This window comes from Mycolicibacterium confluentis, from assembly GCF_010729895.1.
GTDB classification, from domain to species: Bacteria; Actinomycetota; Actinomycetes; order Mycobacteriales; family Mycobacteriaceae; genus Mycobacterium; species Mycobacterium confluentis.
In genome coordinates, this window is sequence record NZ_AP022612.1 from 739462 (window position 1) to 761670 (window position 22209).

At 67.2% G+C, this 22209-nt stretch carries 26 protein-coding genes; 14 read left to right on the top strand and 12 right to left on the bottom strand.

Annotated elements, in window-relative coordinates; translation table 11 throughout:
* Positions 1-159: 159 nt before the first annotated feature.
* Complete coding sequence (locus G6N34_RS03440) at positions 160-501, bottom strand: MmyB family transcriptional regulator (protein ID WP_085150426.1); 342 nt, start codon at positions 499-501, stop codon at positions 160-162.
* Between the two features lie 25 nt (positions 502-526).
* Here G6N34_RS03440 and G6N34_RS03445 point away from each other — a divergent pair, with 25 nt between their 5' ends.
* Positions 527-994: a hypothetical protein gene (locus tag G6N34_RS03445; RefSeq protein WP_234812803.1), complete on the top strand. Its 468-nt coding sequence runs from the start codon at positions 527-529 to the stop codon at positions 992-994.
* A 95-nt stretch (positions 995-1089) separates the two neighbouring features.
* Positions 1090-1374, top strand: coding sequence for an excalibur domain-containing protein (locus G6N34_RS03450; protein ID WP_085150527.1), 285 nt, complete (start codon positions 1090-1092; stop codon positions 1372-1374).
* A gap of 36 nt (positions 1375-1410) precedes the next feature.
* On the opposite strand, the gene G6N34_RS03455 is transcribed toward G6N34_RS03450, so the two are convergent.
* Both G6N34_RS03455 and G6N34_RS03460 read right to left on the bottom strand, forming a co-directional pair.
* The gene (locus tag G6N34_RS03455; protein ID WP_085150428.1) at positions 1411-1785 is read right to left on the bottom strand and encodes a hypothetical protein; all 375 of its coding nucleotides are present in this window, start codon (positions 1783-1785) and stop codon (positions 1411-1413) included.
* Positions 1782-2345 (bottom strand): hypothetical protein, encoded by a 564-nt coding sequence (locus tag G6N34_RS03460; RefSeq protein ID WP_234812804.1) that lies wholly within the window; start codon positions 2343-2345, stop codon positions 1782-1784. The genes G6N34_RS03455 and G6N34_RS03460 overlap by 4 nt, the downstream gene beginning before the upstream one ends.
* Positions 2346-2847: 502 nt before the next feature.
* On the opposite strand from G6N34_RS03460, the gene G6N34_RS03465 reads away from it, so the two are divergent.
* The gene (locus tag G6N34_RS03465) at positions 2848-3045 is read left to right on the top strand and encodes a hypothetical protein (protein WP_085150433.1); all 198 of its coding nucleotides are present in this window, start codon (positions 2848-2850) and stop codon (positions 3043-3045) included.
* A 1275-nt stretch (positions 3046-4320) separates the two neighbouring features.
* Here the strand turns inward: G6N34_RS03465 and G6N34_RS03470 are convergent.
* Complete coding sequence (locus G6N34_RS03470; protein ID WP_085150435.1) at positions 4321-4836, bottom strand: AMIN-like domain-containing (lipo)protein; 516 nt, start codon at positions 4834-4836, stop codon at positions 4321-4323.
* An 80-nt stretch (positions 4837-4916) separates the two neighbouring features.
* Here G6N34_RS03470 and G6N34_RS03475 point away from each other — a divergent pair, with 80 nt between their 5' ends.
* The 3 genes from G6N34_RS03475 to G6N34_RS03485 are packed head-to-tail and all read left to right on the top strand — an operon-like array spanning position 4917 to position 7532.
* The gene (locus G6N34_RS03475) at positions 4917-5942 is read left to right on the top strand and encodes an NADP-dependent oxidoreductase (protein WP_085150437.1); all 1026 of its coding nucleotides are present in this window, start codon (positions 4917-4919) and stop codon (positions 5940-5942) included.
* Positions 5943-5969: 27 nt separating this feature from the next.
* Positions 5970-6701, top strand: coding sequence for a potassium channel family protein (locus G6N34_RS03480; protein ID WP_085150439.1), 732 nt, complete (start codon positions 5970-5972; stop codon positions 6699-6701).
* Positions 6702-6743: 42 nt separating this feature from the next.
* Entirely contained in the window at positions 6744-7532 is a 789-nt protein-coding gene (locus G6N34_RS03485; RefSeq protein ID WP_133057726.1) for a hypothetical protein, read from the top strand.
* A gap of 9 nt (positions 7533-7541) precedes the next feature.
* Here the strand turns inward: G6N34_RS03485 and G6N34_RS03490 are convergent, their stop codons facing one another.
* Complete coding sequence (locus G6N34_RS03490) at positions 7542-7826, bottom strand: sigma factor-like helix-turn-helix DNA-binding protein (RefSeq protein WP_085150444.1); 285 nt, start codon at positions 7824-7826, stop codon at positions 7542-7544.
* 276 nt (positions 7827-8102) lie between these two features.
* Here G6N34_RS03490 and G6N34_RS03495 point away from each other — a divergent pair, with 276 nt between their 5' ends.
* Positions 8103-8909, top strand: coding sequence for a GntR family transcriptional regulator (locus tag G6N34_RS03495; protein WP_085150446.1), 807 nt, complete (start codon positions 8103-8105; stop codon positions 8907-8909).
* Between the two features lie 139 nt (positions 8910-9048).
* On the opposite strand, the gene G6N34_RS03500 is transcribed toward G6N34_RS03495, so the two are convergent.
* Positions 9049-9837: a DUF427 domain-containing protein gene (locus G6N34_RS03500; protein ID WP_085150448.1), complete on the bottom strand. Its 789-nt coding sequence runs from the start codon at positions 9835-9837 to the stop codon at positions 9049-9051.
* A gap of 132 nt (positions 9838-9969) precedes the next feature.
* Here G6N34_RS03500 and G6N34_RS03505 point away from each other — a divergent pair, with 132 nt between their 5' ends.
* On the top strand, positions 9970-10281 hold the full coding sequence (locus G6N34_RS03505; RefSeq protein WP_133057727.1) for a hypothetical protein: 312 nt from the start codon (positions 9970-9972) through the stop codon (positions 10279-10281).
* A 4-nt stretch (positions 10282-10285) separates the two neighbouring features.
* Here G6N34_RS03505 and G6N34_RS03510 read toward each other — a convergent pair whose 3' ends face one another.
* Positions 10286-10639 carry a VOC family protein gene (locus G6N34_RS03510; RefSeq protein WP_085150452.1) on the bottom strand — a complete coding sequence of 118 codons (354 nt, stop codon included), beginning with the start codon at positions 10637-10639 and terminating at the stop codon, positions 10286-10288.
* A gap of 333 nt (positions 10640-10972) precedes the next feature.
* Here G6N34_RS03510 and G6N34_RS03515 point away from each other — a divergent pair, with 333 nt between their 5' ends.
* The 6 genes from G6N34_RS03515 (at position 10973) to G6N34_RS03540 (ending at position 17633) form a co-directional block, all read left to right on the top strand.
* Positions 10973-11869: an ABC transporter permease gene (locus G6N34_RS03515; protein ID WP_085150454.1), complete on the top strand. Its 897-nt coding sequence runs from the start codon at positions 10973-10975 to the stop codon at positions 11867-11869.
* Positions 11866-12579 carry an ABC transporter ATP-binding protein gene (locus G6N34_RS03520; RefSeq protein WP_109788364.1) on the top strand — a complete coding sequence of 238 codons (714 nt, stop codon included), beginning with the start codon at positions 11866-11868 and terminating at the stop codon, positions 12577-12579. The genes G6N34_RS03515 and G6N34_RS03520 overlap by 4 nt, the downstream gene beginning before the upstream one ends.
* 43 nt (positions 12580-12622) lie before the next feature.
* On the top strand, positions 12623-13594 hold the full coding sequence (locus G6N34_RS03525) for an aliphatic sulfonate ABC transporter substrate-binding protein (RefSeq protein ID WP_085150456.1): 972 nt from the start codon (positions 12623-12625) through the stop codon (positions 13592-13594).
* Positions 13591-14928, top strand: coding sequence for an LLM class flavin-dependent oxidoreductase (locus tag G6N34_RS03530; protein WP_264016867.1), 1338 nt, complete (start codon positions 13591-13593; stop codon positions 14926-14928). The genes G6N34_RS03525 and G6N34_RS03530 overlap by 4 nt, the downstream gene beginning before the upstream one ends.
* A 62-nt stretch (positions 14929-14990) precedes the next feature.
* A complete protein-coding gene (locus tag G6N34_RS03535) occupies positions 14991-16292 on the top strand; it encodes an MFS transporter (RefSeq protein WP_264016869.1) in 1302 nt (433 codons plus the stop codon).
* 63 nt (positions 16293-16355) lie between these two features.
* Positions 16356-17633: a cytochrome P450 gene (locus G6N34_RS03540; RefSeq protein WP_085150460.1), complete on the top strand. Its 1278-nt coding sequence runs from the start codon at positions 16356-16358 to the stop codon at positions 17631-17633.
* 2 nt (positions 17634-17635) lie between these two features.
* On the opposite strand, the gene G6N34_RS03545 is transcribed toward G6N34_RS03540, so the two are convergent.
* From G6N34_RS03545 to G6N34_RS03565, 5 genes are read right to left on the bottom strand one after another with little or no spacing between them, the layout of a single operon-like run.
* Complete coding sequence (locus G6N34_RS03545; RefSeq protein ID WP_085150462.1) at positions 17636-18043, bottom strand: 4Fe-4S dicluster domain-containing protein; 408 nt, start codon at positions 18041-18043, stop codon at positions 17636-17638.
* The gene (locus G6N34_RS03550; RefSeq protein ID WP_085150464.1) at positions 18040-19638 is read right to left on the bottom strand and encodes an FAD-binding protein; all 1599 of its coding nucleotides are present in this window, start codon (positions 19636-19638) and stop codon (positions 18040-18042) included. The genes G6N34_RS03545 and G6N34_RS03550 overlap by 4 nt, the downstream gene beginning before the upstream one ends.
* Positions 19622-20359 (bottom strand): ABC transporter ATP-binding protein, encoded by a 738-nt coding sequence (locus G6N34_RS03555; protein WP_085150466.1) that lies wholly within the window; start codon positions 20357-20359, stop codon positions 19622-19624. The genes G6N34_RS03550 and G6N34_RS03555 overlap by 17 nt, the downstream gene beginning before the upstream one ends.
* Positions 20356-21231 carry an ABC transporter permease gene (locus G6N34_RS03560; protein WP_085150533.1) on the bottom strand — a complete coding sequence of 292 codons (876 nt, stop codon included), beginning with the start codon at positions 21229-21231 and terminating at the stop codon, positions 20356-20358. Before G6N34_RS03560 ends, G6N34_RS03555 begins: the two co-directional genes overlap by 4 nt.
* The gene (locus tag G6N34_RS03565) at positions 21228-22187 is read right to left on the bottom strand and encodes an ABC transporter substrate-binding protein (RefSeq protein ID WP_085150468.1); all 960 of its coding nucleotides are present in this window, start codon (positions 22185-22187) and stop codon (positions 21228-21230) included. Before G6N34_RS03565 ends, G6N34_RS03560 begins: the two co-directional genes overlap by 4 nt.
* Positions 22188-22209: the final 22 nt, after the last annotated feature.

A 22209-nucleotide genomic window follows, 5' to 3' on the forward strand; every position in this document is an offset into this window, starting at 1 on the left:
CGCCCTGGTTGCCTAATCGGCGGGCTGTGACCATGAAGTGGTGCCGAAAAGAATGAACTCTGGCGACGAAATAGTTTGGCGCTCAATCATTTCCATGATTTCCACGACCACGTTGGTGGCGGTGGCGATGACCTTTCTGGCGATGTCGGTGTGACGGACTCAGGCCAGATCCCTCAGCCGGTTGAGCCCGTCCACCGACGGGGTGCCCGGCTGGGCCCAGTAGACCACCATGGTGTTCTGGGTTCCGCGCAGTGTCAGATGCAGGAAGTACAGGTCGAGCGGGCCGGCGATGGGGTGATTGAGCAGCAGCAGTCCGCTGGCGTGGCCCTTGACGTCGTACTCTGCCCACAGGGCGCGGAACCGTTCACTGCTGGTGTTCAGTTGGTCGATCAGGATGGCCCGATTGCACCTAGGAGAAACACTGCCTGCTCCCCGGGGCTCATCGCGCGTTGACTGGTTTCGTGTCAGTCGGCCGCCACCGACACCTGATACATCGTCCAAATCTGTTATTCAAAGGGAGATTCACGTGTCCACTCAATCGCTGGTCGCACCCGACGGCCGCTGGGCCGCCCGCACTGGTGAAAAAGTCTCGTGGCGCGCTCGGCTGATGGTGCGGCTGTTCGCCGGTCGCTTCGACGAGGCCCTGGCGTTCGGATGCACTGTGGCGCCGGGGAACGCACTCGGTCTGCACGCGGCGCGTCTCACCTCGGATCGCGAGCGCTGCGGCGTCGCCCGGACACTGCGCCGGGTGTCTGTACAAGCGCGTCAAACGCGACCCCTCCGGCCGGCGACAGTTGCGGTGCACCGCGCCAATGTCATTGCGGCCGAGGGCGCGATCGACGCGGTGGTGCAGCGACTGCATTCTCCGCTGCCGGTCAGCGCGATGGGTATGGCCCGGCTGCGCCGCCTGCTCACCGACGGGACGGGTCCGATGTACGCCAGTGGCAGGGGCGACCTCGACGGTCGGCTGCACGCGGCGTTGGCTGAGTTGTGAGGCCCGGATGGTCGACGGAGAGACGGAGCTGGTGTCATGAATTCGTTCCATTGATCTTCGGCGCCACGCCCGCCGGCCGCTCTAGTGTCGGCCGCATGGGGGTATTGACAACAGTGTTGATCGGGGTGGCTCTGAGCATCGGCGCTGGACCGATGTCTGCCGCTGATCCAGAGGCGGCGACGTGGACGCGTCCACCGATGTCGCAGCAGGGGGAGTGCGACTCCAACTATTCGGGCTGTGTGCCGGTGGCCAGCGATGTGGAATGCGCAGGCGGCAGCGGCAATGGGCCGGAATATGTCTCGGGTCCCATCAGGGTGCTCGGAGACGACATCTATGAGTTGGACCGGGACGGCGACGGAGTCGCCTGCGACAAACAGTGAGTGTCGGTCAGGACTTCTTCACCTCAGGCCCGGTGGCTATTGTGCGTTGCGCTCCGACGAACGGAACGTCGCGTCGTCGCGCACCAGCGCGACATGATCGCCGACGTTCACGGTCACGACGTTCTCCTCCACAAACGGGATGTTGAGGAGCCCGTGGAAGTCGTCGGTTCTGACGAAGGTGTGTGCGCGGGCGAACAGCGGTTGCACGTCGAACACCCGCACCTGCAGCGTCTCCCGACTCAGCCTGCCGAGTTCCCTTCCGGATTCCGGGTCGGTGATCACCTGCCCGTCATCGGTGTGCACGGCAAAGATCATGCCCGGCCGCACGCCAGCCTCGGCGCCGCGGTTGAGGACCAGCGTGAAATCATCCTCGATGAGTGCGACCTGCCCCGTGATCGTCGGTGCGCTCATGAGGCCACCAGGGAACTGCCCTCTCGCAGCTGCGATTTCGCCCCCATGCGGATGCGCGGGCGCAGGGCGTGGTCGTCGGCGGCCAGCGGCAGGTCGAGGTTGATTGCGGAGTCCTGCTCCGTTCCGAGCGTGAGTTCGACGGCGGTCTTGGCCTGGAAGAGTGCGATCAGGGCCTGCTGGTGCCGTTCGGTGCCGATCGAGGTGAGGGCCAGGGTGAGCTTTCGGTCGACGTATTCGACGGACCGTTGCAGGTCCGAGGTGGTCGGCGCACTGGTCTGACTGTCGATCTGGCGCGCCGACTGACCGCCGAGGCCGGTGTACCAGCGCTGCCCGAGCACGCCCAGCGCGATCGAGGACACCGGAATCACCACGACGGTGCAGATCAACCCGAGGGAGCTCTGCAGGGCGATCGCGCCGGCAATGCCCAGGAGCAAGCCGATGCCCAGGACGAAGAACAGTTGCAGGGCTGCTGGCACCGCTTCGATCACGCGCCACCCCTGCCCGACGATGCGCGCCGCGCCACGGCCGAGGCGGATGAGCAGATGGGCGATCGTTGACACGGCTTTGAGGGCGGCACGGCCCATTTCGTCGGCCTGTTGACGGGTGAGTGGCGCCTTGGGCGCCTTCCACGCCCGAGGCGACGGGGGTGGAACGGAAGCTGAGGTGTCCATCGCCACCGGAGGGGCGGACGTCGCGGTCTCCACCGGAGGGGCGGACGTCGCGGTCTCCACCGGAGGGGCGGACGTCGCGGTATCAACCGGAGGGGCGGACGTCGCGGTATCAACCGGAGGGGCGGACGTCGCGGTATCAACCGGAGGGGCGGACGCGGCCTGCACCGTCGGCTCGGTCGGCTCCGCGGGCGCCCCGGGCGCCGGGTCAACGTTCGTCACAGTCGTAACATCAGCCACATCCGTATCATCACCCGGCCGGGGCCCGATTGGGGTCCTGGCGCGCCGGGTCAGGCAGGGTTATTGCAACCCCTTCGCTGCCGCGCGCCCGCAATAGGCCCGCAGCATTCCGGGTACGACGTCTACGTCCGACGCCGACGGGAGGTCCGCACACATGTCGCAGAAGGTGCTGGTTCTGCTCGCCGTGGCCTTCGCGGTGGTGGCCCTGATCGCTGGGGGCATGCAGCTTGCGGCGTTCATCGCGTCGGAGCGCCCGCGGCACCTGGTGCTCGCCGTCTTCGCGCTGGCCGTCGGGGCGTCAGTGGGTGCGGCCGCGGCTTCAGCGCTGTGGCGCATCCGCCGCCGACGCTGAGCTGACGGCACGCTCGGTCCGTACGCGCAGTCGCGGCGCCGCCGGCCAGCTCGACCGCAACGGGTGGGTTCTAGAGGTCGGTGTCGACGTACCGTCGCAACGAACAGAGCCCCTGAACGCAAAGGGCGGGCTCGGGAGGACGTTGAGCGCGTCTCATTATCTCCAACGCGGCCGGCTTTCATCTCTTTGCCGACTCTTCGGATCAGTCTCTCCCGAACCCGTCGTGAGTTCGATGCTACGCCTGCATCGGGGGCCGCACCAGGAGTATTTGGTGACGCCAGAACCCTTGTCCTGCAGGTCTGAAGGCAGTTTCTGCCGTCGGGAGAATAGGCCATCCCCGCGTTGCCTTGCTGTCGTCGCAACCGCCGCCTTGTGTCGTCCAGATGTGTTGTTCGGAGATGCGGCGCCTGAGGGCGCCGGTGGTCCGCCCGGGGGACGTCCCGCAGCCGCGACGATCGCCCCACGGGAAAGAATCGCAAGGATGTGCACGCGGACATGCAGGTCGAGCGCACATGAGGAGGCGCTGTCCGCACGTCCGAGGTGCACTGCGCACGCAGAGGCATGGGTACGCGGGCGTGGTGATATCGACGGTGCACCCGGGCCACCCGTGGCGGGACAGAAGAATCACCGACCTCCACTTGGGATCTGGGGTTTAGCGGAGCCGCTCCGGAGGTCGTAACCAGGGCATTGCTGGAATGGGCAAAGCAAGTATTGTTTGCGTTGGTAAACAGTTTTCACGAATGATCGTAAAAAGCTTTTATTCGCAGTACAGCGGGCGCAAGATGGTCTCGTCATGAACGTGAGGCGCCCCATTGGGGGAGTGGCGTCCCAATTCAGGCAACGATTGGGTTGATAGCTGTTGTCGCGGGGGTGCCGGCTATGCATCCACGGTCGTGTTCGCTGGGGATGGTGGGGGGAGCGGTCGCCGCCGCACTGCTCGTTTGGGTGGGCGGCGCCGCTGCCATCCCTGGTGGAACTGCTGGCCACCAATGCGCTCATCATAGGCGGACCCGAGCATCCGCTCGTCCGCGGCGATGGTCAGGCGGGGCCAGACGGCAACCACCGCTCGCCGAGGATCCGCAGTGGGTGACGGACTACGGCACCACCATCAAGGAGAACTACCTCCAACCGGCCGAGCTCGATCGACAGGCCGATGGCCAGCCGTACTGCTTGGTCGCCGTCACGCCTGGGAATGAGGATCCTCCCGCCGCCGATCGGGGCGGGGGCGCGTTGCCCGGCGAAAACCTCGCGAACCTGAGATGTCTTCTGGCGCAATCACCCGTGTTGGACGTCCACGACCAGACGAGGCGGTCCGTCGAGCACGTCGACCCGAAACGGAACCTCGGCACGCATGCCGGCCACCCAGGTCAGCATGGCCTCGAAGTCGCCGGCGGACTTGGCCTCGGTGACCACCGCGGTGTCGGCCGTGACCGTGGACGGCCCCGAATAGGTGACGGGACCCTCGGTCCACCCGGTCGCGGTCGCCGGGGTGAGCGTCACCTGCAGCAGTGCGTTGGCGCCCGGCAGTGGAATCTCCTCGCCCGAGGCGTCCGCGTGCGCAGGCAGCGGCCGGTACCCGACCGTATGACCCGGCACTCGGTCGGTGAACTCCAGCACCAACCGGTCATAGCCGTCGTGCCGGGCCAGGCGCACCGCCGCCAGGTGGGCCAAGTCGCCGGGCCGCACCTGGTGCACCTCGGTGGTCGCGGCACCGGGCAGCGCCGGGGCGCCTCCGCAGCCGCTCACCAGCGCCACCGCGGCGATGCACGCGGCGAAGAGTGTGCGCGACATATCCCGAGGGTAGCGTCGGTGCTGTCGGCAATCTTGTCCATTCGCCGCGAAAGCCTCAGGGCCTTGGGTAGTTTCGACCCGTGTCGGAGTTGAAGAACCGCCAGGTCAGGCTGTGTCGACGCCCCAACGGGCTGGTCCAGCCCGAAGACACCGAACTGGTCACCACCGCCGCGCCGGAACCCGAAGAGGGGGAGGCGCTGGTGCGCACCACCTATGTGGGCATCGACGCCGCGGCGCGCACGTGGCTCAACGACCAGCCCGGCTACCTGCCGCCGGTGCAGTTGGGGGAGGTGATCCGCGCGGCAGGCATCGGCGAGGTGGTGGCGTCGAAGTGCCCGGCGTATGCCGTCGGCGACGTGGTCACGACCTTGACGGGCTTCCAGGAGTACGTGATCGTCCGCGATGACGTGTTCTGCACCCCGGTGACGGGGATGGACGACGTCGACCAGACCGCCGTGATGGCCATCTACGGCCCGACGGGCGCGACGGCGTATTTCGGCATGGCCGACATCGGCCGTCCGCAGGCGGGGGACACCGTCGTGGTGTCGGCCGCGGCGGGCGCCACGGGTTCGGTGGCCGGTCAGATCGCCAAGATCGCGGGTGCGCGGGTGGTCGGAATCGCCGGTGGCGCAGAGAAATGTCGTGCGGTGATCGACGACTTCGGCTTCGACGCCTGCATCGACTACCGAACCGAGGACGTGCCCGCAGCGCTCAAGCAGCACTGCCCGCGCGGTGTGAACGTGTACTTCGACAACGTCGGCGGGCCGATCCTGGACGCGGTGCTGGGGAGGTTGGCCCCGAAGGCGCGGGTCGTGCTGTGCGGCGTCATCTCCAGCTATCTGACCGGTGAGCATCCCGGGCCCGCGAACTACGTCAACCTGCTCGCGAAGACCGCCACCATGCAGGGCTTCAACGCCCTCGACGAGTGGGGCCGATTCGATGAGGCGTTCGCGGCGCTGCGGGCGTGGGAGGGGCAGGATCTGCTCCGCCACCGCGTCACGGTCTACGACGGCATCGAATCGTGTGTCGACGCCTTGAACGGACTGTTCGAGGGAGCCAACATCGGCAAGATGCTCGTCAAGATCGCCGAGCCCACTCCGCGCTGATCCAACCGTGGGCGCAGACTGACCGGCATGACTTCACCGGCCCGCCTTGATCGCTGGGAGCACAGAGCGGAGTGGCCACTGGCCGCGATCGCGCTGGTGTTCCTGGCCGCCTACTCACTCGAGGTCCTCGCCGCGCCTTCTGGACGTACCGCGCTGGCGATCGGCCTCGTGACGAGGGTGTGCTGGGCCGTCTTCGTCATCGACTACCTCGCCCGGATATGGCTGGCAGACGACCGGTGGCGCTGGTTCTGGCGACACCTGATGGACCTGTTGATCGTGGTGCTTCCCGTCCTGCGGCCACTTCGGTTGGTGCGCTTGGTCATTCTGGTGACGGTGCTGCAGAAGGCAGTCGGCAACGCCATCCGAGGCAGGGTGGTGGTGTACGCCGTGGCGGGCGCGGTCCTGCTGGTCTACGTCGCGTCCCTGGCGGTGCTGCAGGCCGAACGCGTTGATCCGCACGCCAGCATCACGAGTTTCGGTCAGGCCCTGTGGTGGTCGATCACCACCATCACGACGGTGGGCTACGGCGACGAGTACCCCGTCACCACCACAGGCCGTGTCATCGCGGGCCTGCTGATGATCGGCGGCATCGGACTTCTCGGCACCATCACGGCCACGATCGCGTCGTGGATCGTGCAGCGCGTCGCCGAGGAGGACACCGCGAGCCAGGCGGCCACGGTCGCCCACATCGCCGAACTCCGCGATGAGATCCGTGCGCTGCGCGCGCAGTTACAGGTTCACGACGAGGTGCGCACCTAAGAGAATGTTTGCTCGAGGCCCGGTTCGGGACATTATGGGAGGGTGAACCTTCTGCCCACCCCTGAGGTGACGATCAGCGATTCCGACGTCGAGGACGCGCTGCGGCGCGCTGTCGGGATCATCAACCCACTGCTCGACGTGCTGAGTTCAGACCCGCTGCGGGTGAAGCGCCGGACCCCGGATTTCGCCGACGGACCGCTGGACAAAGTGGCCGACGGGCTGGCCTGGGCCCTGAACGTGGCCGACGTCCCGGGCACGTCGGCCTGGGATCACCTCGACGTCGACGCCCGCATCCATTGGTGGGTGCGTCGGGTCGGCGCGTTGAGCACCGTCGCGGTGGCGTTTCCCGGTGTGCTGGGCGCGGTGGGGCGGACGCTGCCGATCCAGGACCTTCTGGGATTTGCCAACCAGGCCATCGTGCTGTGTGCGGTGGCCCGCGAACTCGGTGTCACCGACCGGGCCAGCCAGGCCCGCCTGCTGGCGGAGGTGCTGTGCGATCGCGACTTCACCGACTCCGACTCCGACTCCGACTCCAACGCCGACTCCGAGGCCGATGCCGACGTCGACGCCGACGTTGACGAACCCGAGGAACCGATCTCCCGCACGCCGCTTGGCATCGCCAAGGCGTTGTGGCGTCTGGTCGGCCTCTTCGATGCGATCGGCGATGAGGTCGCGAAGAGACCCCGCCCACGGGGGCCCTTCCACTATCTCGGGATGCTGCCCGGGGTGGGCGCTTTCGCGTCCTACATCGGGGAGGGGCGCGCGCTGTCGCGCGCGGCCAAGGACGCGCGGAGGTGGGTGGACCGTCACGCGACGGAGGTCACGGCGTAGCTGGCCCGTTCAGGCGGGACGCGGACCACTGGTCAGGTTGGCGACCCAGCGCCGCGGGCACACTGTGCGCAACATCGAAGGCCTCGGAGCCTGAGGGGTTTGGGGCGTCGCGGCGGCCACCATCTCCTGCACGATCGCCCGAAGTTCCCGCAGGGCGAAGTGGAGGCGGGCCCGCACCGCGTCCTCGGCGATGTGGAACTCCGTGGCGATCTGCTCCGTCGTCGAGTGCTCATAGAAGGACCGGCGCAGCAGAGCGCGGTGTTCCGGGGAGAGCCGTTCCACGGCGGCGGTCATCAGTGACTCATCTGAGGTGTGCTGACCTGCGGGAATCTCATGCGGGCCGTGTTGGTCGGCCGCTCCCTGGCGCTCTGAAAGGCTCAAGACATGCCCTCCTCGTTCGGTCCCCGACGGGATGTCCTGTTGTTATAGTAATAGTACAACTAGGGATTTGGGAAGGCTTGGCCATTTTTGGGACAGCTCGGTCAAGAGGGGCGGCGCAGTGATCACCTTCGGAACCACGACCATCGCTCTCGAAACAACGACCATCACTCTCGATACAACGGTGCGCCGATGACCCGCGGGGACGGTCGTCGTCCCGCCCCCACCACCGCCGCGGGGGTGCCGCTGCACAGGCAGCTGTTTCTCGTCCTGCACGACGAGATCGAACGCGGTGCGATCCCGGCCGGCGATCCCCTGCCCACGGAGCAGGAGTTGTGCGAACAGTTCGGCGTATCCCGCATCACCGTCCGGCGGGCACTGTCGGATCTGGCCGACCAGGGCTACATCACGCGCAAGCAGGGGGTCGGGTCATTCGTGCGCGAGTTCGGCCCGCGGGCCGGGCAGGCCTCCACCCGGTCATACATGGACGAGCTGCGCCAGGTGCACTTCGAAACCGATGCGGAGGTCGTCGACTGCACTGTGGGCGATGTCCCGCACCTCGTCGCCGGCAGGCTGGGTGTCACCGGCCAGATGCTGCACACACTTCGGGTGCGGCGGGAGCGCCGAACCGGGGAAGCGCTGATCGTCACCGAGGCCTGGCTGCCTGCCGAGCTCGCCGGAACCATCACCGCCGACAGGCTGGCCCACACGGCGATGTACGAACTTCTGGCCGAAGTGGGACTCGTGGTGCAGCGAGTGCAGCACGAGATCACCGCCGAGATCGCCGGACCGCGTAATGCCGGGCTGCTGGACCTGGCCATCGGCGCGCCCGTCCTGCGGGTCAACCGACTCGCCTTCACCGGGGGCGAACAACCGCACCACTACCTGTCAATCCTGCTGTCGCCGAGCAGAAGTCGCATTGTGCTCAACCACACCTCCGAAGAGTTGATGCGGGCCGACACCATGGCGATGCTGCACGACGTGCGTCCCGAGAACTGATTTCTCAGTCCGCGCCGGGAGGCGCCCAGCACCCGTCGAATGCCCGGGCTTCATTTGCTGAAGCTGCGCGGCCCAATCGGCCCCGTCGTGGGTGCCGTTCGGTGGAAAGTTGAACGCCCTGTTGGCGGCGGGTAGGGGCTCAATTCCCAGAATCGGCAGACGGACTGAACTGGGTCCGCGGCCGCTCCAAGGCCACCCCGTCGACGGTGATGTCGACCTTCTCGTTGTAGAACGCGATCAGGTTGGCGATCGGTGCGACCGCCTGCAGAGGCGTGTTGTACGTCCAGGCGATGTCCTCATACAGGGTGTCTCCCACACGGGCTGACCAGTAGCCGGACGTGACTCCCTTGTAGGGGCACAGGGTCTGGGTGTCCGAGGGCTGGAGATGTTCGAACGACACGTCGGTGCGGCCGATGTAATACCTTGTCGGAAGGCTGGTTTCGAACAGAAGAACCGGGGTGTGGGTGTCGGCCAGCGACACGCCGTCGAGCGACACCGTGACGTGGCGATGCGAACGCAGCGCGTCGATCCGGGCGTAGGGGTTTCGGGGGTGTCCGTAGATGGGCTCATCCTCCTCGAACCACGTCAACGCATCCCACTCGAAGCGCACCAGTCCGGAGAAGGGACTGTCGCCGGCGTCGAACACCCGCGCCGCCCCCTCGACCGTCCCAGCCGCGCCGACCAACGAGAACGTCCGGGACGGACCGAACTGCACACGCTGCGGGTGGTCCTCGTCGCGCAGAACACCGTCTGAGACGTCGGCAAGCGGGATGTAGTACTGCGGGTAGTACGGCATCTCCCAGACGTAGCGTGCCGCAAGGGTGTCGAACACCAGGTCGGAGCCGAAGAAGCCGCGAACCCGTCGCGGCGACGGTTCGATCCGTCCACGGGCCGCTGCGGCCGCAGGGTAGTCGGGCGATGTGCTCATCTGCGTTCTCCCTGTGTGGCGACGGATGGGATGAATCGACGATCCCACTGTTTACGCCTCGCCACGAGGGCTATGGCTTCACTGATGCCAACAGGTGAGGCCCCGGTGGTCGACAACCGACAGGGTTCGCAAATGCCGTTGTCAGTGACACCCGAGGGCGATGATGACCGGATGGTCAGCATGCCGGCCATGACGTGGCAAGGGGGACCGTCAGCCGAGAACGGCATTCGGTGGCGCTGGCTGATCGTGCTGCTGCTGCTCGTGGCGGTCGGCACGACGCTGTGGGACGCGTGGAACGGATCGCTCGGCAACGCCGCCGCCTCGGCGATCTACCTGGTGCTTCTGGTCCTCGAAGTGTTCTGGTGGCCCAAGCGGCAGGCGCACCTGCTGGCCAACGCCGACCGGGCCGCGGCGCTGGCGGCCCAGGTCGACGTCGCCGACTGACGAATCAGCGGGCCAGCGGCTTGTAGAAGACCAGTCCGTTGCCCTTGTTGTCGTAGACCACCGCGCGGCGTTCGTGCGCGTCGTCGTACGGGCCCTTGACGATCCCGCCACCGCTGGCCTCGATGGCCTTCGCGGCCGCGTCGACGTCGTCGGTCTTGATGCCGACGACGACCTGGCCAGGGATCGGGTGGTCCACCGCAGTCGCGAGCGCGAGCGTCACCGAACCACCGTCGAGTGCCGCGAAGTGAGCACCGTCCCGGAACTTCAGCTTCATCCCCAGCGTCTCGCTGTAGAACCGAATGGACTCATCCAGGTCATCGGTCGACAGGATGATCATCCGAACGTCATGGTCACTCATGGGTCCTCCTGTGGGCGAACAGCTTTCATGCCGGTACAGGACTCTACTCCCACACGTTTTCGAGCCCCGGCGTGGTGGGCGTCACCGTCTCAGTTCGGTTCATGCTGAGCGGAAGCCTTTCACGCACGTCAACGACCACAGACACTGATCGCAGTCGCTCATGGGACGCCGGTACGGGCCCCGAGCGCGGGGCGGGCACCTCTCGGGGTCCGCCTTTCTCACTGTTTGCGGCGTCGAGGAAAGGAGTCGTGGCTCATGGCAATCGGATGCTGTCGTTGCTGTCGTATGGACCGCCCGTCGCCCACCTCCGATCTGTAGCCCCATGAGGAAGCCATGACTGTCACCGTCGCCGACACCGGCGCCACCCTCGACGTGGGGCGCGCCCATCCGGCGGTCATCACCCCCGCCGAGTGCGACGTCTTCACACCCGTCAACGGACAGAAATCGGCGCTGCGCAGGTTCGTCGCGCGGTTCAACTGGCCGCTCGGCATCTACACCACTCCGCTGGTCCTGCTGATCCTGTGGCAGATCGCCAGTTCGCTTGGCCTGCTCCCTGAGTCGGTCGCCCCGGCGCCCACCGCGGTGCTCGGCGAAGCGATCTACCAGAACAACGCCGGAACCCTGCTGGTCGACATCGGGGCCTCCCTCGAACGCGCCGGCCTCGGCCTGCTGCTCGGACTCGCGGTGGCCATCCCCGTGGGCATCGTCGCAGGCCTGCTGCGGGCCGGCGAGATGACCTTCAACGGCATCTTCCAGATCCTCAACACAATTCCACTGCTGGCGATCCTGCCGCTGATGGTGGTGTGGTTCGGCATCGACGAGCTCACCAAGGTGCTGTTGATCTCGCTGGGCGCGGCGATCCCGATGTATCTGAATCTCTTCGCGGCGATCCGCGGTGTCGACAAGCAGTTCCTCGAGATGGCCAGGGCGTCGGGTGCTTCGCGACTGACGGTGCTTCGCCGGGTCGTGCTGCCCGGCGCGTTGCCGGGATTCCTGGTGGGCCTGCGGTTCTCGCTGGCTTACAGCGTGCTCGGACTGGTCGCCGCCGAGACGGTCAACGCCGATGAAGGCGTCGGACACATGATCCTGATCGCGCAGACGTACATGCGAAACGAGGGCGTGTTCCTCGGTCTCGTGATCTACGCGATTCTGGGCCTGGCCGCCGATCAGATCGTCCGCATCCTCGAGCGCACCCTGCTGCGCTGGCGCGACGCGGGGGCAGTGGCATGACCGACGTCATGACCAGTTCGGTGCGGGTGCAGAATGCCGTGCGCCGCTTCGGGGATCGGGTGGTGCTCGACCACCTCGACCTGGATATCGCCGAGTCGGAGTTCGTCGTGCTGCTGGGGCCCTCGGGTTGCGGCAAGAGCACCCTGCTTCGCCTGCTCGCCGGCCTCGACCGACCCGACGGCGGTGAAATCCGCGTTCCGAAGGACCGCGCGATCGTCTTCCAGGGAGCCCGACTGCTCCCGTGGGAGAAGGCCTGGCGCAACGTGACCATCGGCCTGACCGGTGGCGACGCCAAGGCCAAGGCGTTGGTGGCACTGGACGAGGTGGGTTTGGCGGAGCGCGCCGACGCCTGGCCCAAGACGTTGTCCGGTGGTGAAGCTCAGCGCGTCGCCCTGGCGCGAGCGCTGGTCTCCAATCCGTCCCTGGTCCTGCTCGACGAACCCTTCGCCGCGCTCGACGCCATCACCAGGCTGCGCATGCATGCCCTGGTCCGGGACCTGCGGGTAAAGCACAACGCCGCAATGCTGCTGGTCACGCATGACGTCGACGAGGCGATCGCGCTCGGCGACCGCATCCTGGTGATGCAGTCCGGTCGCATCGGGCGCGAACTGCGCGTCGCACTGTCGGCGGAGGAGCGCAGCCACGGATTGAAGCGCGACGAACTGCGCGTCGAGATGCTCGACGCACTCGGCGTCGCGAATCTCCATTAGACGAACTCTCGTAGTTCATAAACACATTTCGATAGGAATCCCCATGAAGTACATCGTCAGATCCCTTGCTGCCCTGAGCCTGACGGCCGCCGCCCTCACGGGATGCTCGTCGGGGGACGGCGAGGCGAAGAAGATCACGATCACGATCGCCCACCAGAACGACGGCATCGACGAACTGGTGGAGAAGTCGGGACTCTTCGACGACGCCTCCTACAACGTCAAGTTCGCGGCCTTCGACTACGGCCCACCGCTCGTCCAGGCGATCTCGTCGGGCAAGGTCGACGTCGGGCCCGTGGGAGTGGTTCCCCCGATCACGGCCGCTGCCGATGACCTGAACTTCCGGGTGTCGGCGGCTGGTCCTCTCCGCGACGAGAATGCCTCGTACCACTACCTTCTCGCGCCCACGGGCTCACCCTTGAAGACCACCGCGGACCTCAAGGGCAAGAAGATCGCCGTCCCGGTGGGCAGTTCGGCCCACGGCTTCCTGCTGTCGGCGATTCAGCGGGCGGGGCTCACGCTCGAGGACGTGCAGATCGTCGACCTCGACCCGGCTAAGGGGCAGGCGGCCTTCGCCTCCGGTTCCGTTGACGCCTGGGCGATCTGGATTCCGCAGGCGACAGTCGCCATCAATCATCAGAATCCGGTGATCATCGAGGCGGGCAAGCGACCCCACGACTACGGCGAGACGCTCTGGGTCACCAACACCGACAGCCTCGCGGACGCAGAGCGTCGCGAAGCCGTCGCCGACACGCTGCGCCGACTCAACGAGACCTATGAGTGGGGCTGGGAGAACCGCGACGTCTGGGACGCCGCGATGGCAAAGAAGACGGGTGTGGACGTCGCCGAGGCACATGACCTGGTCGAGACCACCGCGACCACGCTCGCCCCCGTCACGGCCGACGAGGTGGCGTCCACCCAGGAACTGGCGGACCTCTTCTACGAGGCTGGTGCCATCAGGAACCCCGTCGTCTTCAGTGACATCGTCGACAACCTCGTCCCGGAAGGACAGCAGTGAGCGAGAACCGAAAGCTTCACCTCACCGCATTCCTGATGCCGTACGGGCAGCACGAGGCCGCCTGGCGGTTGCCGGGCACGCCACTGAACGCGGAGTTCGATCCGCGCTACTGGATTGACCTCGCGCGCAGGGCCGAAGCGGCGAAGTTCGACTCGATCTTCTTCGCTGATGCGCCCGGTCAGTGGGCGTCCTCGGACTTCCAGCCGCAGGGCGCGTTGGATCCCCTGATCCTCCTGACGGCCATCGCGGGCGCGACCGAGCGGATCGGTCTGATCGGGACCGTCTCCACCACGTACAACTCGCCCTACAACCTGGCGCGGCGATTCGCGTCCCTCGACCACATCAGCGGTGGGCGTGCCGGGTGGAACATCGTCACGACCTCGGATCAGGGCATCGCCCGCAACTTCGGGCGCGAGGGCCGCCCAGACCACCTGGATCGATACCGTCGCGCCGACGAGTTCGTCGACGTCGTCACCAAGCTGTGGGACAGCTGGACCGACGACTACATTGTCGGCAGCCGCGAGAGCGGTCGCTACTCCGACGCCGCGCACATCCGCGAGATCAACCACCGCGGCGAGTTCTACTCCGTGGCGGGGCCACTCACCGTGCCGCGGTCGCCGCAGGGCTGGCCGGTGTTGGTCCAGGCCGGGTCGTCGGAGAACGGAAAGGCGTTCGGCGCCAGGCACGGTGAGGCGATCTTCACCGCGCAGCCGACCCTTGAAGACGGCCAGGAGTTCTACACGGACTTCAAGGCGCGTGTCGCCGCTGCCGGGCGCGACCCAGGGCAGACGAAGGTGCTGCCGGGCCTCATGCCCTACATCGGGAGCACCGAGAAGGAGGCGCAGGCCCAGGCTCAGAAGCTCGACGATCTCCGGGCGCCGGAACGCGGCCTGGCGAACCTGAGCGACATCTTCGAGTACCCGGTCGAGGCATTCGAACTGGACAAGTCACTGCCGGCGGAGCTGTACTCCGAGCGCACGATCGAGGGGGACAGGAGCCGTGCAGACCTGATCCTCAAGTTCGCCGCGGAGGAGAACCTCAATGTGCGCCAGTTGATTTCGTACCTCGGCGGCGCACGCGGGCACTTCACCGTCATCGGGACTCCGGAACAGATCGCCGACACCATCGAGGCCTGGTTCACCCGGGGTGCGGCCGACGGCTTCAACGTCATGCCGCCGGCGTTCCCCGAGAGCCTGGACCTCTTCATCGAACACGTCATCCCGGAACTGCAGAGGCGCGGACTGTTCCGCACCGAGTACGAGGGGCGGACGCTGCGTGACCACTACGGGCTGGCCAAGCCCGCCAACCGTCTCGACCAGGTGACGTCCTCCTGACCACCGACGAACTCCTGACACAGCGGGCCGGTCGACTGACCGGCCCGCTTCGTGTCACCACCCTGGGATTCTTCTGCCTCGGCGCCCTCATCGCGTTCGAGATGATGGCGGTCGCCACGGTGATGCCGGTTGTCGCAGCCGATCTCGGCGGCGTTGAGATGTATGCGCTGGCCTTCGCGGTGCCCATGGCGGTCAGCATCGTTGCGTTGACGATGTCCGGGTCGTGGATGGACCGCCGCGGCCTGCTCACACCCATCGCCGTCGGGGTGGCGATCTTCTCGGCAGGCCTGATCGTGTCGGGCGTCGCCTCGACGATACTGCAGTTCCTGATCGGCCGCGGAATCTTCGGTTTCGGCGCCGGAATCCTCACGGTCGCGATGTTCGTCCTCATCGCTCGGTGCTATCCGCCGGAGCAGCGTCCGACGATGTTCGCCCTCTACACCAGCACGTTCATGGTGGCCGCCCTCGCGGGTCCCGCGGTCGCCGGTGCCGTCGCCGACCACGTGGGGTGGCGGTGGGTGTTCCTGCTGGTGCCAGGCTTGGCCCTGGTGGCGGCGGGCCTTCTGTATCGCGCGGTGGCACCCGTGGGAGGCAACAGCGACGCGCGCAGTGGGTCTCGTCGGTCACTGGTGTGGGCGGTGGTGGCGGGAGCGGGCATCCTCGGTCTCAGCGTGGCGGGCCAGCGTGGACTGCCGGCCTGGCCGGTGCTGTTGGCCGGATCGGTGGTGACTGTGGCGGTCGCCGTCCCAAGACTGCTGCCCGCGGGGACCTGGGCGTTGCGCCCCGGACTGCCCAGCACGATCGCCGCGCGTGGCCTGATCGGTGCTGCGTTCCTCAGCGCCGAGTCGTATCTGCCGTTGGCGTTGACTGAGTTCCGGGGATGTTCGCCGACGCTGGCGGGAGCGATCCTGACGGCCTCCGCGGTGGCCTGGTTCGCTGGCACCTCGATGTGCGCGCGCCTGAAGGTCCTGGGTCACAAACCGCTACGCCTGGCGATCGGCATGACCCTCATCGCAGCCGGTTTGATGGTCGTGATGCTGATCCCCGTCGACGCGGTGCCGTTGGCCGTGGTGATCGCCGGTTGGGGCCTCGGGGCGCTGGGAATGGGCATGACTCTGCCGACCCTGGCGATGGCGGTCCTCGACCGGTCCAAACCAGACGAAGTCGGGGTGAACAGCGCGGCGACCCACCTCAACGACGCCGTGTCGCAAGCGTTCGTGCTCGCGGTCGGCAGCGTGCTGTTCGGTGCACTGCTCACGGCGTCGGCGCCGGCCGCGTTCGTCTCCGTCGTCGGACTGTCCGTGGCACTGCTGATGGCGGGAATCCTCCCGCTCACCCGCATCGGTGCCGGACAGGGCGCCTGACGCGATTCGGTCCGACACCTCGCGGGCGGCAGTAGGCTTCGGTTACTGCGCCGAGGGGGCCACGTGACAGTCGCGACACGAGTGAACGGTGCGGCGCCGCCGGAGGTGCCGTTGTCCGACATAGACCTCGCTTCGGTGAAGTTCTGGCTCGAGGACGACGACGTCCGCGACGGCGCGTTCGCGACACTGCGGCGCGAGGCGCCCATCTCGTTCTGGGCCGAGCCTGAGGTGGAGGGTTTCGAGATCGGACCCGGCCACTGGGCCGTGACCAGAATGGACGACGTCCACTACGCCAGCCGTCATCCCGAGATCTACAGTTCGTACCCGAACATCGGTATGAGCGACATCCCGGCCGAGGTGGCCGAGTTCTTCGGATCGATGATCGCCCTGGACGATCCGCGGCATCAACGACTGCGCGGCATCGTCAGTCGGGCGTTCACTCCGAAGGTGGTGGCCAGGATCGAGGAGTCGGTGCGCACCCGCGCCCATCAACTCGTCGACGCGATGATCGCCGACCATCCCGACGGCCAGGCGGATCTGGTGTCGGCCCTGGCCGGTCCACTGCCGCTGCAGATCATCTGCGACATGATCGGCATTCCCGAGGAGGACCACCAGATGGTCTTCCACTGGACCAACGTCATCCTGGGCGCCAGCGACCCCGATGTCGCCGCGGACGCGGCAGAATTCGCGCAGTCGGCCATGGACTTCGGGGCCTACTCGACTGCCATCGCCGAACAGCGCAGGGTCCACCCTCGCGACGACCTGACCACCAGCCTGGTGGAGGCCGAGATGGACGGGCACCGGTTGACCTCGGCAGATCTCGCGTCGTTCTTCATGCTGCTCGCAATCGCCGGGAATGAGACCACACGCAACGCCATCAGCCACGGAGTGCTGGCGCTGACCCGCTATCCCGAACAGCGGCAACGGTGGTGGGCCGACTTCGAGGACCTGTCGGCGACCGCGGTCGAGGAGATCGTGCGCTGGGCCTCGCCCGTGATCTACATGCGCCGCACCCTGACCCAGGACACCGTGCTGAATGGCACTGCGATGGCCAAGGGCGACAAGGTGACCCTGTGGTACAACTCAGCCAACCGGGACGAATCCAAGTTCGACAACCCGTGGGCCTTCGACCTTGCGCGAAATCCCAACCCACACCAGGGGTTCGGCGGGGGAGGTGCGCACTTCTGCCTCGGCGCCAACCTGGCCCGCCGCGAGATCAAGGTCGTGTTCGACGAACTTCGCCGCCGCCTGCCCGACATCGAGGTGACCGACGAACCGTCACGGTTGGCGTCGGCGTTCATCCACGGCATCAAGGCGATGCCGGTGGCCTGGTCGAACTGAGGTCACTGTGCGCTGTGGTTCCAGGGCGAGTCCACCACGTCGGCCGGAATGGGCAGCCGTGACTCCGGCAGTGGCGGAACCGCTTTGAGCAGCGGGTTGCGATCCAGAAGTGAGCCCGCGGTTCGGCCGCGACCCCAGCCGACCATCTCGCGGTACCCGCCCAGCAGGCCGGCGCGAGCGACGGCGTCCTCGTCGGCGTGCGGACTGTCCGCGCCCACTGGGTCCGACACCGGCGAGACGTACAGCGCATCGACGGGGCAGTAGGCCTCGCACATGAAGCACGTCTGACAATCCGACTGACGGGCGATCACCGGGATGCCGTCCTCGCCGCGGTCGAAGACATCGGTGGGACACACCTTGATGCAGACATCGCAGGCGATGCAGGCTGTGGCGCTGACGATCTCGATCATGCGACCGCCTCGGACGACAGTACCTGCGGGGCAACGGGATCGGCGCGGGTCCAGACCTCATCGAGCCCACCGACCAAGATCCGGTGACCGAATCGGTGATCGGTGTCGGGGTGGTCCTCGCGGCGGTGCAGACCCCGACTCTCGGGCCGGGCCAGTGACGCCGCGGTGATCCACCGGGCCGTCGCGACCATCGCGGTGGCCTGCCTCGACTTGTAGGACTCCCGCGGCGGCAACGGAGCCAACCCGCCCTCGATGTCGAGCCACAACTGCTCGAGCGCCTCGGCGGACTCGGTCAGCCTGTCCTGGGACTTGGTGTGGCTGCGCAACGGCGGCAGCACGTGGGCCTGGGCCGCGCGGACCACCTCGTCGACGGTCGGGGCGTCATGCCGCCCGGGTCGAAGGCCCACTCGGTCGGCCTCGGTGGGGTGACCGATGCTGCGTCTGCGACCGAACTCCGCCGCGCCGCGACCCGCGAACGTGCCCGACGCGATGGCCCACGAACCGTTGTGGCTGCCGCCTCCGCTGATCGAACCCGTGATCAGCTCCCGGGTCGCGGCGTCACCCGCCGCGAAAAGGCCCGGAACCGTGGTCGCACAGTGCGGTCCGGTCAGGCGCAGACCACCTGTGCCGCGGACCGACCCCTCGTAGACCATCCGAACCGGGTAGGCCGTCACGAACGGGTCGATGCCGGCCTTGTCCAAGGGAAGGAAGTAGTTCGGCTGGGCCTCGCGCATCGTCTGGCGGATGTGCGCGGGGGCGCGGTCCAGCCTGGCGAAGACCCGCTGACCGCGCGTGAGCGCCCGTTGCGCATCCCTGCGTCCGCCCAGACCGAGTTCGGTGGGGAGCGGACGGCCCTGCTCGTCATAGAAGCTGGCCCACTGCAGCATGCGTCCCTTGGTGTGGACGCCCCATTCCGGTGCCAGCGCGTAGGCCGTGCAGAACTCCATGCCGGACAGGTCGGCGCCCGCCTCCGCGGCCATCAACAGGCCGTCACCGGTGTTCACGTTGGTGCCGAAGGTGCCGGACAGGAACGCGGCGCCGCCACTGGCCAGGACCACCGCCCCAGCGGTGATCCGCCACGGGCGCCCGTCATCCTGTCGGGCGATGCCGGTCGCGCCGTTGACCACGCCGTCCTCATCGGAGGTGAGCGCGAGTGCCGGGTGGTGATCGAGGATCCGGACCCCGCTGCGATGAGCCTTGCGCCGCATCCGGCGCATGTACTCCGGGCCCTGCAGGCTGCTGCGAAGCTGATTGCCGTCGTCCCCGACCGGGAAAGGGAATCCCCACTGCGCCAGGCGCTCGATACCCTCCCATGACGAGGACAGCACCCGCAGCATCCACTCGGCGTCGGTGAGACCGCCTGCCGCGGCCTCGCGTTCGCGGATGGACTCCTCGCGGCGCGGCCCCGGCGGGATCAGCCACAGGTTGTTACCTCCCGCGGCGGTGGCCCCGCTGGTGCCGCAGTAGCCCTTGTCCACCAGGGTGACTCGGCTGCTGCTCTCCGCGGCGGCGATCGCCGCCCAGGTGGCCGCCGGGCCGCCGCCGATCACCAGGACGTCTGTGCTGTGCACGTCGAGGTCACCGGCTGAGGTCATGCCCGACCTCCTCCTTGACGCCCAGTTCGGCCAGCAGTACCCGGCGCAGATCGTCGAAACCCTCGTCGCCGCGACTGCGCGGGAACGACAGGTCGACACGACGGTCCAGGGACACCCGGCCCTCGGAGAGCACCACGACCCGGTCCGCCAGCAGAATCGCCTCGTCGACGTCGTGCGTCACGTGCAGCACCGCCATGTGCCTGCGCGCCCACAGGTCGTGCAGGAGGCGGTACATCTTGAGTCGGGTCAAGGCGTCCAGGGCGCCGAAGGGCTCGTCGAGCAGCAGCAGGTCGGGTTCGCGCACCAGCGCGCGGGCCAGCGAAACCCGTTGTGCCTCACCGCCGGACAGTGACAGCGGCCAGGCGCGGTCCTTGTCGGCCAGACCGACCTCGTCGAGTGCGGCCCGGCCGCGTGCGGTGCGACTGGGCGAATCGGGGCCGCCGTCGGGCAGCGCGAAGGTGACGTTGGCCAGCGTGCGCCGCCACGGCAACAGGCGCGGACTCTGGAACACCACGGCCCGCGACTTCGGAACCACCACCGATCCCTCGACCTGATTGTCGAGGCCGGCCAGGATGCGCAGCAGCGTGCTCTTGCCCGATCCGGAGCGGCCCAGCATCGCGACGAATTCACCGTCGGCGATGTCGAGGTCCAAGCCGTCGAGCACCTGCTGCTCACCGAACGCGCGTCGCAGCCCCCGGACACTGACCACCGGAGAAGTCATGCCCGGCCCTCGAATCCGTCGAAGCCGTTGCGCCACGACAACAGCAGGCGTTCCAGAACCAGCACCAGCGAGTAGGACAGCAGACCGGCGATTGCGTAGATCACGATCACCAGCAGCGACACGTCGAACTGCAGGTTGGTCTGGGCGCGCGACATCAGGTAGCCGATGCCTTCGGTGGTGTTGATCATCTCCGCGAAGATCAGGCTCAACCACGCACTGGAGAGGCCCAGTCGAAGGCCGATCAGGAAGTTCGGCATTGCGCCCGGCAGGATCACCTGAGTGATCAGGGTCGACCGGCGGGCCTCGAGGGTCTGGGCCATTTCGACGAGTTGCTGGTCGACACCACGGATTCCGGAGTAGGTGTTGATGTAGATCGCGATCGCGACACCCATCGTGATGAGCACGATCTTGGGGCCCTCACCGATGCCCATCCAGATGATCAGCAGCGGCGTGAGTGCGAAATTCGGTACGGCCTTGAGGATCTGCATGGTCCAGTCGAGCAGATCCTCGCCGGTACGGGTCAGGCCCGCGAGCACCGCCAGCAGGACACCGATCAGGATGCCCAGCACCGAACCGGTGATGACCCGGGTTGCCGACGCGCCGACGTGGACGGCGAGTTGGCCGTCATTCAGCAGGCGCCACGCAGTGCCCGCGACGTGCGCGGGTGACGGAAACAGGTCGGGGTTGAGCAGTTCGGTGCTGGAACCGATGGCCCACACCGCCAGAATCAGCACTGGGCTGACCATTCGGCGGACAGGGCGCGGAATGCGGGCCCACAGGCTTCGCCGGCGGCGGTGCCCGGCGACGACGTCGATCAGTTCCGGCGTCGGTGCGGGGGTGTCGAGGCGGACTGCCGCATCGACGGCGGTCATGACTTCGCCCCGGCCCACTCCTGTACCGAGTACTCGTTCTCGAGCGAACCGTCGGCGTTGAGGAAGTTGTAGGCGGCCTCAAGCTGTTCGACACCCTGCTTGGGGAACGGTTCGGTGTTGAACTCGTCGATGCTGGTCGACTTCCGCACGCTGTCGACGCTGGTGTCGTCGGTCTTGGCGATCCACGCCGTGTAGTCGTCGAAGTTCTCGGTGATGTTGCGGTTGACCGCGGTGATTGCCTTCTGCCAGGCCTGTTCGAAACCGGGGTGCTGATCGGTGAACGACGTCAGCGCGATGTTGGTCCCGGTGCTGCCGAAGCCGTGCTTGGAGAGGCTGTCGATGATCGGGAAGCCCTTCTCCTGCAGTTCGATCGCGCTGGCGCCGGTCACCACGGTCGCGTCGATCTGTCCGGAACTGAGCCCCGCGATGGATTCGGGGGTCGGCACGTCGCGCACCTGGATCTTGTCGCTGAGGCCGGCCGCCTCGATCAGCTGCTTGGCGGCGCGATCCCGGATGGTGCCCTGCGGGGCTGTCACGTTCTTGCCGACCAGGCCCGCAATGTCGGTCGGGCCGCCCTTGGCGCCCACCAGCCAGGCGTCGCCGTTGATCGAATCAAGGGCCAGCAGAACCACTTTGGGATCCCGGCTGCGGGCCCGCAGGGCGGGGTTGTCGCCGATGGCGGCGACGTCGACCGCGCCGGCGATCAGCGCCGACGCCGCATCACTGCCGGACTGGAAGAACGAGTACTCGATCTTGTCGACGCCGGCGGCTTTGAGCTCCTCGGTGAGGATGCCCTCCTTGTCGCCCCAGCCGAGCGAGCCCGCGGGCGTGCCCGTCGGGGAGGTCGCGCCGATGCGCAGGGTGTACCCCTCACCGCCCGTGTCGTCGCTGCTGCAGGCGACTGCCGAGGCGAGGACGGCAATCGTCAGGGCGGTGCGCGCAAGAGGACGAAACATGGGTGGGGCCTCCGGAATCGGT

Bases quoted from the DNA above. Each gene is read 5' to 3' on its own strand.
- G6N34_RS03470 (WP_085150435.1), bottom strand. From the start codon at position 4,836: ATGTCGCGCACACTCTTCGCCGCGTGCATCGCCGCGGTGGCGCTGGTG.
- G6N34_RS03565 (WP_085150468.1), bottom strand. From the start codon at position 22,187: ATGTTTCGTCCTCTTGCGCGCACCGCCCTGACGATTGCCGTCCTCGCC.
- G6N34_RS03545 (WP_085150462.1), bottom strand. From the start codon at position 18,043: ATGATCGAGATCGTCAGCGCCACAGCCTGCATCGCCTGCGATGTCTGC.
- G6N34_RS03505 (WP_133057727.1), top strand. From the start codon at position 9,970: ATGCCGTTGTCAGTGACACCCGAGGGCGATGATGACCGGATGGTCAGC.
- G6N34_RS03550 (WP_085150464.1), bottom strand. From the start codon at position 19,638: ATGACCTCAGCCGGTGACCTCGACGTGCACAGCACAGACGTCCTGGTG.
- G6N34_RS03455 (WP_085150428.1), bottom strand. From the start codon at position 1,785: ATGAGCGCACCGACGATCACGGGGCAGGTCGCACTCATCGAGGATGAT.
- G6N34_RS03515 (WP_085150454.1), top strand. From the start codon at position 10,973: ATGACTGTCACCGTCGCCGACACCGGCGCCACCCTCGACGTGGGGCGC.
- G6N34_RS03480 (WP_085150439.1), top strand. From the start codon at position 5,970: ATGACTTCACCGGCCCGCCTTGATCGCTGGGAGCACAGAGCGGAGTGG.
- G6N34_RS03465 (WP_085150433.1), top strand. From the start codon at position 2,848: ATGTCGCAGAAGGTGCTGGTTCTGCTCGCCGTGGCCTTCGCGGTGGTG.
- G6N34_RS03560 (WP_085150533.1), bottom strand. From the start codon at position 21,231: ATGACCGCCGTCGATGCGGCAGTCCGCCTCGACACCCCCGCACCGACG.
- G6N34_RS03555 (WP_085150466.1), bottom strand. From the start codon at position 20,359: ATGACTTCTCCGGTGGTCAGTGTCCGGGGGCTGCGACGCGCGTTCGGT.
- G6N34_RS03490 (WP_085150444.1), bottom strand. From the start codon at position 7,826: ATGACCGCCGCCGTGGAACGGCTCTCCCCGGAACACCGCGCTCTGCTG.
- G6N34_RS03520 (WP_109788364.1), top strand. From the start codon at position 11,866: ATGACCGACGTCATGACCAGTTCGGTGCGGGTGCAGAATGCCGTGCGC.
- G6N34_RS03525 (WP_085150456.1), top strand. From the start codon at position 12,623: ATGAAGTACATCGTCAGATCCCTTGCTGCCCTGAGCCTGACGGCCGCC.
- G6N34_RS03510 (WP_085150452.1), bottom strand. From the start codon at position 10,639: ATGAGTGACCATGACGTTCGGATGATCATCCTGTCGACCGATGACCTG.
- G6N34_RS03500 (WP_085150448.1), bottom strand. From the start codon at position 9,837: ATGAGCACATCGCCCGACTACCCTGCGGCCGCAGCGGCCCGTGGACGG.
- G6N34_RS03495 (WP_085150446.1), top strand. From the start codon at position 8,103: ATGACCCGCGGGGACGGTCGTCGTCCCGCCCCCACCACCGCCGCGGGG.
- G6N34_RS03450 (WP_085150527.1), top strand. From the start codon at position 1,090: ATGGGGGTATTGACAACAGTGTTGATCGGGGTGGCTCTGAGCATCGGC.